This window comes from Streptomyces sp. NPDC001492 (assembly GCF_053597275.1).
This window is the reverse complement of sequence record NZ_JBSFHW010000001.1, coordinates 374,087-387,550: the sequence shown is the minus strand read 5'-3', so window position 1 is coordinate 387,550 and position 13,464 is coordinate 374,087. Positions and strand designations below refer to the sequence as shown.

General features: G+C 70.0%; 12 protein-coding genes. 3 read left to right on the top strand and 9 right to left on the bottom strand.

Annotated features, from left to right (window positions below; translation table 11 throughout):
• Nucleotides 1–141 precede the first annotated feature (141 nt).
• Nucleotides 142–1,266, bottom strand: a complete 1,125-nt coding sequence (locus ACWC1K_RS01960; RefSeq protein WP_450827946.1) for a zinc-dependent metalloprotease — start codon at nt 1,264–1,266, stop codon at nt 142–144.
• 78 nt (nt 1,267–1,344) lie between these two features.
• Nucleotides 1,345–2,973, bottom strand: a complete 1,629-nt coding sequence (gene dacB / locus ACWC1K_RS01955) for a D-alanyl-D-alanine carboxypeptidase/D-alanyl-D-alanine endopeptidase (protein ID WP_450827944.1) — start codon at nt 2,971–2,973, stop codon at nt 1,345–1,347.
• A 79-nt stretch (nt 2,974–3,052) separates the two neighbouring features.
• Here dacB and ACWC1K_RS01950 point away from each other — a divergent pair, with 79 nt between their 5' ends.
• Both ACWC1K_RS01950 and ACWC1K_RS01945 read left to right on the top strand, forming a co-directional pair.
• Nucleotides 3,053–3,544 carry an inorganic diphosphatase gene (locus ACWC1K_RS01950; protein ID WP_115906709.1) on the top strand — a complete coding sequence of 164 codons (492 nt, stop codon included), beginning with the start codon at nt 3,053–3,055 and terminating at the stop codon, nt 3,542–3,544.
• A gap of 104 nt (nt 3,545–3,648) precedes the next feature.
• Nucleotides 3,649–5,319 (top strand): threonine/serine ThrE exporter family protein, encoded by a 1,671-nt coding sequence (locus ACWC1K_RS01945; RefSeq protein ID WP_450827942.1) that lies wholly within the window; start codon nt 3,649–3,651, stop codon nt 5,317–5,319.
• Here ACWC1K_RS01945 and ACWC1K_RS01940 read toward each other — a convergent pair.
• A complete protein-coding gene (locus ACWC1K_RS01940; protein ID WP_450827940.1) occupies nt 5,316–6,182 on the bottom strand; it encodes a DedA family protein in 867 nt (288 codons plus the stop codon). The genes ACWC1K_RS01945 and ACWC1K_RS01940 overlap by 4 nt on opposite strands.
• A 177-nt stretch (nt 6,183–6,359) precedes the next feature.
• Entirely contained in the window at nt 6,360–7,142 is a 783-nt protein-coding gene (locus ACWC1K_RS01935; RefSeq protein ID WP_450827938.1) for a MerR family transcriptional regulator, read from the bottom strand.
• Nucleotides 7,143–7,438: 296 nt separating this feature from the next.
• Here ACWC1K_RS01935 and ACWC1K_RS01930 point away from each other — a divergent pair, with 296 nt between their 5' ends.
• The gene (locus ACWC1K_RS01930) at nt 7,439–8,839 is read left to right on the top strand and encodes a glutamate decarboxylase (RefSeq protein ID WP_450827936.1); all 1,401 of its coding nucleotides are present in this window, start codon (nt 7,439–7,441) and stop codon (nt 8,837–8,839) included.
• 4 nt (nt 8,840–8,843) lie between these two features.
• Here ACWC1K_RS01930 and ACWC1K_RS01925 read toward each other — a convergent pair whose 3' ends face one another.
• From ACWC1K_RS01925 to ACWC1K_RS01905, 5 genes are all read right to left on the bottom strand, one after another.
• A complete protein-coding gene (locus ACWC1K_RS01925) occupies nt 8,844–9,605 on the bottom strand; it encodes an ABC transporter permease (RefSeq protein ID WP_450827934.1) in 762 nt (253 codons plus the stop codon).
• Nucleotides 9,602–10,555: an ATP-binding cassette domain-containing protein gene (locus ACWC1K_RS01920; protein WP_450827932.1), complete on the bottom strand. Its 954-nt coding sequence runs from the start codon at nt 10,553–10,555 to the stop codon at nt 9,602–9,604. The genes ACWC1K_RS01925 and ACWC1K_RS01920 overlap by 4 nt, the downstream gene beginning before the upstream one ends.
• A gap of 72 nt (nt 10,556–10,627) precedes the next feature.
• The gene (locus ACWC1K_RS01915) at nt 10,628–11,269 is read right to left on the bottom strand and encodes a PadR family transcriptional regulator (RefSeq protein ID WP_450827930.1); all 642 of its coding nucleotides are present in this window, start codon (nt 11,267–11,269) and stop codon (nt 10,628–10,630) included.
• A gap of 24 nt (nt 11,270–11,293) precedes the next feature.
• Complete coding sequence (locus ACWC1K_RS01910; RefSeq protein WP_450827928.1) at nt 11,294–11,833, bottom strand: DinB family protein; 540 nt, start codon at nt 11,831–11,833, stop codon at nt 11,294–11,296.
• Nucleotides 11,834–11,953: 120 nt separating this feature from the next.
• Nucleotides 11,954–13,414 (bottom strand): aldehyde dehydrogenase family protein, encoded by a 1,461-nt coding sequence (locus ACWC1K_RS01905; protein WP_450828096.1) that lies wholly within the window; start codon nt 13,412–13,414, stop codon nt 11,954–11,956.
• Nucleotides 13,415–13,464: the final 50 nt, after the last annotated feature.

Below are 13,464 nucleotides of genomic sequence, written 5' to 3'. Positions count from 1 at the left end.
CAGAGTGTGTAGATGGTGACAGAACCGGGACGTTCCCCGAGCATCGCACGCCTACCCATGGCTCACGGTCCCTCGGACGGGTGATTGGAGGGGCGTTCTCCTGCCGTCGGCCGGATTCGTTTCACGACTTTCCCACGGGGTTCACGACTCACTCTTGCGGTGCACCCGCGCGACCCAGTCCGCCGGTTTGGCGATCTCCGCCTTGGTGGGCAGGGTGTTGGGGGACGTCCACACACGGTTGAAGCCGTCCATGCCGACCTGGTCCACGACGGCCCGCACGAAGCGTTCGCCGTCGCGGTACTGCCTGAGTTTGGCGTCCAGACCCAGCAGCTTGCGCAGGGCCATGTCCAGCCGGGAGGCGCCCTTCGCGCGCCGCTGCTGGAACTTCTCGCGGATCTCGGAGACGGACGGCACGACGTCCGGACCCACCCCGTCCATCACGAAGTCGGCGTGGCCCTCCAGGAGCGACATCACGGCGGTGAGGCGGCCGAGGATCTCGCGCTGCGCCGGGGTCTGCACGATCTCGACGAAGGACCGGCCGCCGTCGTCCTCCTCGCCCTCGGGGCGTCCCCCCGCGAGCGACTGGGCGGCCTCCCGGATGCGCTCGAGGACGGTCATGGGGTCGACATCGGTCTCCCCCAAGAAAGACTGGATTTCGCCCTCCAGGTGGTCGCGCAGCCACGGCACGGCGCTGAACTGGGTGCGGTGCGTCTCCTCGTGCAGACAGACCCAGAGGCGGAAGTCGTGGGGCTGTACGTCGAGTTCGCGCTCCACGTGCACGATGTTGGGGGCGACGAGCAGGAGCCGGCCGCCGCCGTGCTCCCCCGCGGGAAGTTCGCGGGTGGCCGGGGCGAAGGTCTCGTACTGACCCAGCACACGGGAGGCCAGGAACGACAGCAGCATGCCCAGCTCGACGCCGGTGACCTTGCCGCCGACCGCGCCGAGGACCGCTCCGCCGGGGGTGTTGCCGCGCCGCTCCTGCATCTTCTCCAGCAGCGGCTTGAGGATCTCCCGGAAGCCTGCGACGTTCGCCCGGACCCAGCCGGGGCGGTCGACGACCAGGATCGGGGTGTCGTGGGTCTCCTCCGTGCCCATACGAGTGAAGCCCCGGACGTGTTCCTCCGAGGCCTTGGCATGCCGGCGCAGTTCCGCGACGACGGCCCGGGCCTCGTCACGGCTCACGTCGGGGCCCGGCCGTACGAGCCGGGTCGCGGTCGCCACCGCGAGATTCCAGTCGACCATCTCGGCACCACCGATGCTCGTCATGCGTCAACGGTACGTGAGCGCTCCCACTTGGGGCAGGCCGCGGAGGTACGCACCCGTGCCCACAGCGGTGCGGAACGGCTAGCTGCAGCCGCAGGCCGCCAGGGCCGTGGCCGTGCGGTCCAGTGCCGACTGGGCCTCCAGGGGGTTCGTGGTGTTGGAGGCCAGGAAGGCGAACGCCAGGAGCCGGCCGTCCTGGTCCACGACCGTGCCGGCCAGGGTGTTCACACCCGTCAGGGTGCCTGTCTTCGCTCGTACGACTCCTGCCGCGCCGCCCGTGTAGCGACTGGTCAGGGTGCCGGTGAAGCCGGCCACCGGCAGGCCCGTCAGGACCGGGCGGAGTTCGGGGTGGGTGGGGTCGCCGGCCTTCACCAGCAGGGCGGTGAGCAGATCGGCGGTGAGTCTGTCGTCCCGGTCGAGGCCGCTGCCGTCGTGGAACTCGGCGCCCTTGAGGGGGAGTCCGAGCTTCTTCAGTGCGCCGGCGATCGCGGACGCGCCGCCGTCGAAGCCGGCGGGCTCCCCCGCTGCGGCGGCCGTCTGGCGGGCCAGGGCCTCCGCGATGTCGTTGTCGCTGTTGGTCAGCATGCGCTCGACCAGGGACGAGAGCGGAGGCGAGGACACGGCGGCGAGGTTCTCGGCGCGGGTCGTCGCCTTGGAGGGGCCGGGCGACGTGGTCCTGATGCCGTGGCCCTCGAGGAACGAGGCGAAGGTGCGGGCCGCGTCCGCCGCCGGGTCCGTCACGCGCTGGACGGGGCCGCTGGTCGAGTCGTCCGTGCGGCCCTCGTCGGCCATCAGGGCGCTCACGGGGGCGAGGTTGACGTTCACGCCGATGGGGTGGAGTTCGGGCCCGGCGTACAGGGTCGTGTCGTAGGAGAGCGTGACCTCCTTGATGCCGCGCTTCTTCAGAGCCGCCGCCGTCCTGTCGGCCAGGTCCCGCAGGCTCGCCCAGCCCTGGGCGTCGCTGTGCGCCGTCAGGGTCGGGTCGCCGCCGCCGACCAGGACGAGTTCCTTGGTGTCGGGTTCCAGGGCCGTGCGGGTGGTCAGACGGTGGTCGGCGCCCAGCGTCGACAGCGCGGCGACCGCCGTGGCGATCTTCGTCACGGAGGCGGGGGTCAGGGCGGTGTCGGCGCCGGTGCCGTAGAGGCGCTTGCCGGTGGCGACGTCGACGACCGCGGCGGTGTGCCGGGTGCCGAGCGCCGGGTCCCCCAGCAGGGGGCCCAGGACGGCGGAGAGGGCCGGACCGGTGGGGGCCGACTTGACGGTGCTCATGGCGCCGCCCAGGCCGGTCAGGACGGATGCGGCGCTGGGGGCGGGGCGCGGGCCCCCGGCCGTTCCGTCGCCCGAATCGGGCGTATCGGGACTACGTCCGTGATCTGCGCCACCCGTACGGTCCAGCACGGCTGCACGGTCCGCCTCGGCCGTACGCTGACCGGTGGAGTCCCAGGGGCCGGCGGCGGTCGCCACGGCGACGGCCAGCGTCACACCGGCGGTGGCGGCGCCCGCGGTGTACTGCCAGGTCCTGACGGTCTTCGGCCATCTGATGCGGGTGGGCCGTACCCGTGCGAGCTGCGGTTTCGTAGATGCCGCGGCTCGTTCGAGCTTCGGGCGCACGGCCCGGGCGGCCCGTGCCAGACGCGGTCGTACGGCGTTCGCGGCCCGCGCCACATGCGGCCTCGCCGCCCGCCACGGCCTCAGCTCTGGCACGAACACCAGCCCCTTTCGCGATCACACACCTGCGTGAGGGACACTTAACCACCAGAACTATGTGTTGATCATGGAGGAGCCACCGGTGGAGTTCGACGTCACGATCGAGATCCCGAAGGGTTCGCGGAACAAGTACGAGGTGGACCACGAGACCGGTCGGATCCGCCTGGACCGTCGACTCTTCACCTCGACCGCCTACCCGACCGACTACGGCTTCGTCGAGAACACCCTCGGCGAGGACGGCGACCCGCTGGACGCGCTGGTCATTCTTGACGAGCCGACCTTTCCGGGCTGTCTGATCAAGTGCCGTGCCATCGGCATGTTCCGGATGACGGACGAGGCCGGCGGCGACGACAAGCTGCTGTGCGTCCCGGCGACGGACCCGCGCGTCGAGCACCTGCGTGACATCCACCACGTGTCGGAGTTCGACCGCCTGGAGATCCAGCACTTCTTCGAGGTCTACAAGGACCTGGAGCCCGGCAAGTCCGTCGAGGGCGCCAACTGGGTGGGCCGGGTCGACGCCGAGGTCGAGATCGAGCGCTCCTACAAGCGGTTCAAGGAGCAGGGCGGCCACTGAGGCCTGAGTCGTCCAACGGGCCGTACGCGCACGCGTGCGGCCCGTTCGTGTTTCTGTGCGCATACTGGCGTAGCTGCACGCGTCGTACAGGGAGCGTTACTCAAGTGACGGAGGCGGAAGACCGCAAGCCGCAATCGGACGAGGCCAGGGGCACGTTCGATCCCGAGATCACCTCGGAGTTCGCCATTCCGGCGGGCTTCGCCGCCCCCAGAGTCGTCGTCGAACCGGAGACCACCTCCGAGTTCGCCATCCCCGACGGCCTGGACGTCCCGCAGCAGCCCGGCGCCGAGCCCGAGGGGTCGGCGTTCAGCACGCCGAACACCTACAGCGCCCGCCAGGCCCCGGCCGCCTTCACCCCGGCGACCGGCATACCCGTGGTCAGCCTCACCAAGGACCTGCCCTGGCAGGACCGGATGCGCACGATGCTGCGGATGCCGGTGGCCGAGCGGCCCGCTCCGGAGCCGGGGCCGAAGGCGGAGGAGGGCGGTCCGGCCGTCCCGCGCGTCCTCGACCTGACCCTGCGTATCGGCGAGTTGCTGCTGGCGGGCGGCGAGGGCGCGGAGGACGTGGAGGCCGCGATGTTCGCGGTCTGCCGGTCCTACGGCCTCGACCGCTGCGAGCCGAACGTCACCTTCACCCTGCTGTCGATCTCGTACCAGCCGTCCCTGGTCGACGACCCGGTGACGGCGTCGCGGACGGTGCGCCGCCGGGCCACCGACTACACGCGGCTGGCCGCCGTGTTCCAGCTGGTGGACGACCTCAGTGACCCGGAGACCACCATCTCGCTGGAGGAGGCCTACCGGCGGCTCGCCGAGATCCGCCGCAACCGGCACCCGTATCCGGGGTGGGTGCTGACCGGGGCGAGCGGGCTGCTCGCCGGGGCGGCCTCCGTGCTCGTCGGCGGTGACTGGATCGTCTTCATCGCGGCCATGCTGGGCGCGATGCTGGGCGACCGTCTGGCCTGGCTGTGCGCGGGGCGCGGGCTGCCGGAGTTCTACCAGTTCACGGTGGCCGCGATGCCACCCGCGGCCATCGGAGTCGCGCTGACCGTGGCCGGCGTCGACGTCAAGGCGTCCGCGGTCATCACCGGTGGACTGTTCGCACTGCTGCCGGGGCGGGCGCTGGTGGCGGGCGTGCAGGACGGGCTGACCGGGTTCTACATCACCGCGTCGGCGCGGCTGCTCGAGGTCATGTATCTGTTCGTCGGCATCGTCGTGGGTGTACTGGTGGTGCTGTATTTCGGGGTGAACCTGGGCGCCGAGCTCAACCCGGACGCTGCTTTGCACATCGCCGAGCGGCCGGGGTGGCAGATCGGGGCGTCGATGCTGCTTTCGCTGACCTTCGCCGTGCTGTTGCAGCAGGAGCGGTCGACCGTGCTGTGGGTGACGCTGAACGGGGGCGTCGCGTGGTGTGTGTACGGCGCGCTGCACTATCCCGGCGGGTTGTCGCCGGTTGCCTCCACGGCCGTTGCGGCCGGGCTGGTGGGGCTGTTCGGGCAGTTGCTGTCGCGGTACCGGTTCGCTTCCGCGTTGCCGTACACGACGGCGGCGATCGGGCCCCTGTTGCCAGGGTCGGCCACTTATTTCGGATTGCTGTCGATCGCGCAGAACGAGGTCGACAAGGGGTTGGTGTCCTTGGCCACGGCTGCCTCCTTGGCCATGGCCATCGCCATTGGCGTCAATCTGGGGTCGGAGATCTCACGGTTGTTCCTGCGGGTTCCCGGCGGGGCTTCTGCCGCGGGGCGGCGGGCTGCGAAGCGGACGCGGGGGTTCTAGTACCCCTGGTTGTACGGGTACTGCCCGTTCTGCTGGTCGCCGTACTGGCCCTGCTGGTACGGGTACTGCTGGGCGTACTGCTGGTCCGGGTAGTACGGCTGCTGCTGTTGCGGCTGCTGCTGGTACTGCTGGTGGTGGTAGCCCTGGTCGTCGGTCGGGGGGATGCGGCGGAGTCGGGTCGTCGCGTCGTCCATGACGGGGGGCTGCTGGTGTTGGGCCGGAGCCGGTGCCTCGGGGGTCTTCTTCGCCTTGGAGCGGGCACGCAGGAACTCGATGATGATCGGGATCACCGAGACGAGGACGATCAGGATGAGGATCGCTTCGATGTTCTTGTGGACGAACTCGATCTTGCCGAGCCAGGAGCCGAGCAGGGTGACGCCGGCGCCCCACAGGACGCCGCCGATGACGTTGAAGACCACGAACGAGCGGTACTTCATGCCGCTGACGCCCGCGATGATCGGCGTGAACGTGCGCACGACGGGCACGAAGCGGGCCAGGACCAGGGACTTCGGGCCGTACTTCTCGAAGAACTCGTGGGCCTTGGCCACGTTCTCCTGCTTGAAGAGGCGGGAGTCGGGGCGGTTGAAGAGCGACGGGCCGACCTTCTTGCCGAACATGTAGCCTGCCTGGTCGCCCAGGACCGCGGCGGCGCAGATCAGGGCGATGGCGGCCCAGAGCGGGAAGTTCAGCTGGTGGGTCGCGATCAGCAGGCCGCAGGTGAACAGCAGCGAGTCGCCCGGCAGGAAGAAGCCGATGAGCAGGCCGGACTCCGCGAAGACGATCAGGAGCAGGCCCCAGATGCCGAACGTGTCGAGGAGATAGTTCGGATCCAGCCAGCTCGGGCCGAGGGCAAGCGTCGTCACGGTTCCGGGCTCCTGAGGGGGTGGAGGAAGGTACGGCGTCCTTGTGCGGGCGCCCAAAGCTATCAACGCAAGGTGTCCGCCCCAGGTTCCACCGGTGTCTCCAGGATGCACTGTGCGCCGGCCGGCACAAAGCCGTGAGGTCTCCCGGCCCGGGAGCGGTCCCCCGGGCCGGGAGGGCTACGAGGTGTGACGGGACGCGTTCGCCTCGATGGCGTCCCTGAGGTGCTGCGCGAGGCCGGGGTGCATGGAGTCGTAGAACGCCTTGAAGCGCTCGTCGGAGACGTACATCTGCCCGAAGCAGCGGTGCATCTCGTACGGGACCTCGAAGTAGTACCTGGTGATGTGCTGCCGGTGTTCCTCGGCCAGGTCCATGGCGGCCCGGCCGGTGGGCCGCTCCCCGGCGGCCACCAGGTCGGCGTACCGCCGGCCCCACTCGTCGACCTCGGCCTGGATGCGCTTCCAGTCCTCCTTGGTGTAGGTGGCGGCGCGGCGCTGCGACTCCGCGTACGCCTCCGTGTTGCCCCAGCGCGCCTCCGTCTCCGCGCGGTACTGCTCGGGGTCCTTGTCCCCGAACACCTCGAAGCGCTCCTCGGGCGTGAGATTGATGCCCATCTTGCGTGCCTCCATGGCGTGCTCCACGGCCGCCGCCATCTTCTGCAGCTTCTCGATCCGGGCGGTCAGCAGCTCGTGCTGGCGGCGCAGGTGCGCGCGCGGGTCCGCGGCCGGGTCGTCGAGCAGGGCGGCGACCTCGTCGAGCGGGAAGCCGAGCTCCCGGTAGAACATGATCTGCTGCAGCCGGTCGAGGTCGGCCTCGCTGTAGCGCCGGTGGCCCGCGTGGCTGCGCTCGCTCGGGACGAGCAGGCCGATGTCGTCGTAGTGGTGCAGCGTGCGCACCGTGACGCCGGCGAAGCCCGCGACCTGTCCCACGGAGTAGCCGTCCTGTCCTGCCGAGTGGCTCACTTCGTCCGCTCCCTTCTCGGTACGCACTCCACGGTGAGCCCTCACGCCACGTGAGGTGCAAGCCGGATTCCCGGGCGGATCCCTCCGGATGTTGCGTCCGTTCTGCCCGCTTATGGTGGGCCTGTGGCGCCGCTCTCGTCGTGGGCGGGCGCGGGCCCGCTGTTCGTCCTCTTACCGGCCGTTCACCCGGCGCCCGGTGTCACCGTAGGCGTCCCGGGCATTCCGGATGCGTCTGCACGGGCGGTGGAACTCCGGTCCGCCGGCACCCGTTCCCGAGATGACACGAGGAGACGTCCATGCCGCTCCACAAAGGTTCCCAGAAGCCCGACGAGCGCCCGGCTTCGGTCAATCCGTTCTTCGGGGAGGCCAACCCGGTCGGCGGCATGACCGAGGCGCCGCCCAAGCACCGGCTGCCGGACGCCCCGCTGCCGCCGATGACGGCGTACCAGCTGGTGCACGACGAGCTGATGCTGGACGGCAACTCCCGGCTGAATCTGGCCACTTTCGTCACCACCTGGATGGAGCCGCAGGCCGGCGTCCTGATGGCGGAGTGCCGCGACAAGAACATGATCGACAAGGACGAGTACCCGCGCACCGCCGAGCTGGAGCGGCGCTGTGTGGCGATGCTCGCCGACCTGTGGAACGCGCCGGATCCATCGGCGGCGGTCGGCTGTTCGACGACCGGGTCGAGCGAGGCGTGCATGCTCGCCGGGATGGCGCTCAAGCGGCGCTGGAGCAAGCGGAACCCCGCCCCGGGGGCCCGTCCCAACCTCGTCATGGGCGTCAACGTCCAGGTCTGCTGGGACAAGTTCTGCAACTTCTGGGAGGTGGAGCCCCGCCTGGTCCCCATGGAGGGCGAGCGCTTCCATCTCGATCCGGAGGCCGCGGCCGCCCTCTGCGACGAGAACACCATCGGGGTCGTCGGCATCCTCGGCTCCACCTTCGACGGCTCGTACGAGCCCATCGCGGACCTGTGCGCGGCGCTGGACGCCCTCCAGGAGCGCACGGGTCTGGACATCCCGGTCCATGTGGACGGGGCGTCCGGCGCCATGGTCGCGTCCTTCCTCGACGAGGACCTGGTGTGGGACTTCCGCCTGCCGCGCGTGGCGTCCATCAACACCTCGGGGCACAAGTACGGGCTGGTCTACCCGGGCGTCGGCTGGGCGCTGTGGCGCGACAAGGAGGCGCTGCCCGAGGAGCTCGTCTTCCGCGTCAACTACCTGGGCGGCGACATGCCGACCTTCGCCCTCAACTTCTCCCGGCCGGGCGCGCAGGTGGTCGCGCAGTACTACACGTTCCTGAGGCTGGGCCGGGAGGGTTACCGGGCCGTGCAGCAGACCACCCGTGACGTGGCCATGAGCCTCGCCGAACGGGTGGCGGCGCTCGGCGACTTCCGCCTCCTGACCAGGGGCGACGAGCTGCCCGTCTTCGCCTTCACCACCGCGCCGGGCGTGGAGTCGTACGACGTCTTCGACGTGTCCCGGCGGATGCGCGAGAGCGGCTGGCTGCTGCCCGCGTACACCTTCCCGCCGAACCGGGAGGACCTGTCCGTGCTGCGGGTGGTGTGCCGCAACGGCTTCTCGACCGATCTCGCCGACCTGTTCATGGAGGACCTGTCCCGCCTCCTGCCGGAACTGCGCCGGCAGCCGCACCCCCTGACCAGGGACAAGGAGGCGGCCACCGGCTTCCATCACTAGCCCGCTAGCTGCTCAGGCGCGCGAACCTCCGCACCGCCGGCGGAAAGAACACCGCGAGCAGCCCCACGGGCCATACGACGGCCGCCCACACGTGCCCCGGCTCCCCGCCGGGGCCGCCCAGCAGGTCCCGTACGGCCGTCGCGGTCTGGGACATCGGGTTCCACTCGACGACCGTGCCCAGCCAGTCGGGCATGGACTTCGGGGTGGCAAGGGCGTTCGACAGGAAGCCCACCGGCCAGACCAGGATCTGCACGGCCTGCACCAGCTCCGGCTTGCCGGCGACCATCGCCAGGTAAATGCCGATCCACAGCATGGCGAAGCGGAGCAGCAGCAGCAGGCCTACGGCACCCAGGAACGCGGCCGGCGACCCGTGCACACGCCAGCCGAGCGCGTACCCGACGCCGATCAGGATCGCCAGCCCCAGCGCCGACTGGAGCATGTCCGCCGCCGAACGACCCACCAGGACCGCACCGTTGGCCATCGGCAGCGAGCGGAACCGGTCGATCACCCCCTTCTCCAGGTCCTGGGTGACGGCGAGCATCGTGCCCTCCAGACCCAAGGCCATGGTGAGCGCGAGCATGCCGGGCACCAGGTAGTCGCGGTACTGGCCGGTCACCCCCCGGCCGCCGCCGATCAGGTAGGCGAACATCAGCAGCAGCATCACCGGGAAGACCAGTCCGACGACGAGGCGGCCCGGCTGCCGTCCCCAGTGGGCGAGTTCGCGGCGGGTCATGGTCCAGGAGTCGGTCAGGGCGTAGGCGCTCACGCCGCCTCCTCCGCTCGGTGGCCGCCGGTGAGATGCAGGAACACCTCGTCCAGCGTCGGACGACGCAGGGCGATGTCCTCCGCCTCGATGCCGGCCTCCTCCAGGGCGCGTACGACACCGAAGAGCGCCGCCATGCGGTCCGTCACCGGGGCGCTGAGCAGACGGCGGTCGGGGTCGACCGAGATCTCGGCCTTAGGGACGGGCAACAGGGCGACCGCGGCGCCCAGTTGGCCCGCGTCGCGCAGGACGACGTCGATGCGGTCGCCGCCGGTGGCCGCCTTGAGCTCGTCCGCCGTGCCGTCCGCGATCACCAGGCCCGCGTCGACGACCGAGATGCGGTCGGCGAGCTGGTCGGCCTCCTCCAGGTACTGGGTGGTGAGCAGGACCGTCGTGCCGCCGCCGACCAGGGAGCGGACCGCGGCCCACACTTCGGCGCGGCCCCGGGGGTCGAGGCCGGTCGTCGGCTCGTCCAGGAACAGCACGTCCGGATCCCGGATCAGGGCGGCGGCCAGGTCGAGGCGGCGCCGCATGCCGCCGCTGTAGGCGCGCACCGGCTTGCGGCCGGCGTCGGCGAGGCCGAAGCGCTCCAGGAGCTCGTCGGCACGCACGCGCGCGTGGCGGGCGCCCAGGTGGTACAGGCGGCCGAACATCTCCAGGTTCTGGCGGCCGCCGAGCTCCTCGTCGACGGCCGCATGCTGGCCGAGCAGGCCGATGCGCGGCCGCACGGCCCGGGCCTCGGTCACGACGTCGTTCCCGGCCACCTCGATCCGGCCCGCGTCGGGCCGCAGCAGGGTGGACAGGATCCGGACCAGGGTCGTCTTGCCCGCGCCGTTCGGGCCCAGAACTCCGTGGACGGTGCCGCGGGCGACCGTCAGGTCGAGCCCGTCCAGTGCGTGTTTCCCGCCGTACTTCTTGCGCGCCCCGTCGACGGTGATCGCCGCGTCAGCCACTGCAGCTCCCTCTCTAGTCAAACTTGACTACCCATCGAAAGTAACGTCGCCGAACCCATTGGTCAAACTTGATTAGCGGCGGTCCTCCGGATGCCGCTCCCCCGTCGCGTACGGGTTCTCCTCACCCTCGGCGAGGACCCCGACGAACGGTGCGCCCTCCCCCGCGAACGTGTACGCCCCGCTCTCGATCCGCGCGATCAGCCCCTGGGTCCACTCGGCCTCGGCGTCGGCCGTGTGGACCCAGAGGTTCATGATCTCGCCGATGTGGCCGAGCTGTTCGGGGCCGTCCTGAGGGATGTAGTGCTCGGTGACGGCCCCGCGCCACTCCTCGATCCGCCGGATCCGCTCCTTCAGGAGCGCCACCGCCTCGGCGCGGGGCAGGTCGACGATGAAGCCGATGGACGCCGACTTCACGTCCATTTTCTGGTCGTACGAGGTCAGCGCCTCGCGCAGCAGCCGGAAGTACTCCTCGGTGCCCCAGTCGGTGATCTCGTACTCCGTGCGCGGCGGGCCGCCGGCCGTGGACGGCGCGATCTCGTGCGCGTGCAGCAGACCTTGCTTCGCCATCTGTTTGAGCGCGTGGTAGATCGAGCCGGGCTTGGCATTGGACCACTCGTGCGCGCCCCAGTACTCCAGGTCGTTGCGCACCTGGTAACCGTGGGCCCGCCCGTGCTGGCGGACCGCGCCGAGCACGAGGAGACGGATCGCGGACATGCCGCCCAGCTTATGGTCAAGGGCTCAGCCCGCTTGCTCCAGAGCGACCAGTTCGAACGCCGTCTTCCCGTCGAGGGACTCACGGACGATGTCCGCGTGGCCCGCGTGCCGGGCCGTCTCGCGGATGAGGTGCAGACAGAGCCAGCGCACCGAGACCCGGCCCTCCGGCGGGAACCAGGGCTGGTCGGGGAGCGGGAAGGTGTCGTCGAGGCTCGGCACCGAGCGGATGTACGCCTCCGTCTCGGCGGCGACCTTCTCCCAGTACGCGAGCTGCGACTCGACGGTCTCGCCGTCGACGAGCTGGAAGGTCTCGTGCCAGTTGGTCTCGTCCCGCTCGACGGCCGGCGGCTCCTGCTTGGCCCGGGCGATCCAGCCCTGCTCGACCTCGGCGACATGCTTGAGCAGCCCGGAGAGGGACAGCTCGCTGGCACTGGGCCGGCTCGCCGCCTGCTCCTCGGTCAGCCCGAGCAGCGCGCGCCGGATGCCGCCCCGCTGCTCCTCGATGAACGAGAGCAGTGCCCCGCGCTCGTCGCCCTGAGCCTCTGCCGATACGTGCATGACCATGACCGCCGCCTTTCGCCGTGTGGCAGGGAGGCCGTCCCCCTGCCTGACACCCACGAAGCTACGGGCCATTGAGGTCAGTTTGTGTCCTCAATGGCCCGCTGCGGACACGCACTCAGCACATCAGAACGGGAACCCGCTCCGCCCGTGCTGCACCGAGATCCACTTCTGCGTCGTGAAGCACTCGACGGTGCCCTCACCGTTCAGGCGGCCGAGGCCGGAGCTCTTCTCGCCGCCGAAGGGGACGAGGGGCTCGTCGTGGATGGTGCCGTCGTTCACATGGAACATGCCGGTGTCGATCTGCTTGGCGAAGGAGACACCCCGCTCGATGTCACCGGTGTGGACGGCACCGCTCAGGCCGTACGGAGTGTCGTTGACGAGGCGTACGGCCTCCTCCTCGCTGTCGAAGGGGACGAGGAAGACGACCGGACCGAAGACCTCCTGCCGCAGCAGGGCCGAGCCGGTGGGGACGCCGGTCAGGACGGACGGTTCGACGAGGTTGTCGGTCCGGCCGCCGCGTATCAGAGCCGTGGCGCCCTCGGCGAGCGCCTGGTCGATCACGCCTGCCACAGCGTCCGCCTTGGAGTGGTTGATGAGCGGACCGATGACCGTCTCGGGGTCGCGCGGATCTCCGGTCTTGAGTGTCTGCACCTTGGCGACGAACTTCTCGGTGAACTCGTCGAAGACCGAGCGGTCGACCAGGACGCGGTTGGCGGCCATGCAGATCTGGCCCTGGTGGATGTATCGGCTGAAGACGGCCGCGTCGACGGCGTAGTCGACGTCGGCGTCGTCGAGGACCACCAGCGCGCTGTTGCCGCTCAGTTCGAGGACCGAGCGTTTGAGGTTCGCGGCGCATACGGCGGCGATGTGGCGCCCGACCTGGTCGGAGCCGGTGAAGGAGATGACCTCCAGGAGAGGGTGGTCGATGAAGGCGTCACCGGTCTCGGCTATGTCGGTGATGACGACGTTCAGCAGACCGCCGGGCAGACCGGCGTCCTGGAAGATCTTGGCGACCAGTGAGCCGCCGACGATCGGGGTTTCCTGGTGCGGCTTGAGGACGACGGCGTTGCCGAGGGCCAGGGCCGGGGCGACCGACTTGATCGAGAGGAGGAAGGGGAAGTTGTAGGAGCTGATCACACCCACCACACCGACCGGAACGCGGTGGACGCGGTTCTCCTTGCCGTCGACGGGAGAGGGGAGGATCCTGCCTTCGAGGCTCAGTGCCTGGTGGGCCGCCTCGCGCAGGAAGTCCTTGGCGAGGCGCAGTTCGAAGTCCGCCTTCAGCCGGGTGCCGCCCAGTTCGGTGATGATCGCGTCGGCGATCTCCTGCTCGCGTTCCTCGACCAGGCGCAGCGCCTTTTCGAGGACGGCTCGGCGGGCGTACGGATTGGTCGCGGCCCACTGCTTCTGGGCGCGGGCGGCCGCCTGGTAGGCCTGATCGACCTCGTCGACCGTGGCTATGGTGATCGAGGCCAGCTTCTCGCCGTCGTACGGGTTGAAGTCGATGACGTCCCAGGAACCGGTACCCGGGCGCCACTCACCGTCGATGTACTGCTGAGCCAGATCGGTGAAGTACGACGCCATGCGATCCCTCATCCCGACTTCATGGTGTGATCACACGTCATCGTACTGAC

What these genes read in the sequence shown, in the direction of transcription:
- ACWC1K_RS01960 (WP_450827946.1), bottom strand. Translation starts at nt 1,266, where the DNA reads ATGACGAGCATCGGTGGTGCCGAGATGGTCGACTGGAATCTCGCGGTG.
- ACWC1K_RS01930 (WP_450827936.1), top strand. Translation starts at nt 7,439, where the DNA reads ATGCCGCTCCACAAAGGTTCCCAGAAGCCCGACGAGCGCCCGGCTTCG.
- ACWC1K_RS01915 (WP_450827930.1), bottom strand. Translation starts at nt 11,269, where the DNA reads ATGTCCGCGATCCGTCTCCTCGTGCTCGGCGCGGTCCGCCAGCACGGG.
- ACWC1K_RS01910 (WP_450827928.1), bottom strand. Translation starts at nt 11,833, where the DNA reads ATGGTCATGCACGTATCGGCAGAGGCTCAGGGCGACGAGCGCGGGGCA.
- ACWC1K_RS01905 (WP_450828096.1), bottom strand. Translation starts at nt 13,414, where the DNA reads ATGGCGTCGTACTTCACCGATCTGGCTCAGCAGTACATCGACGGTGAG.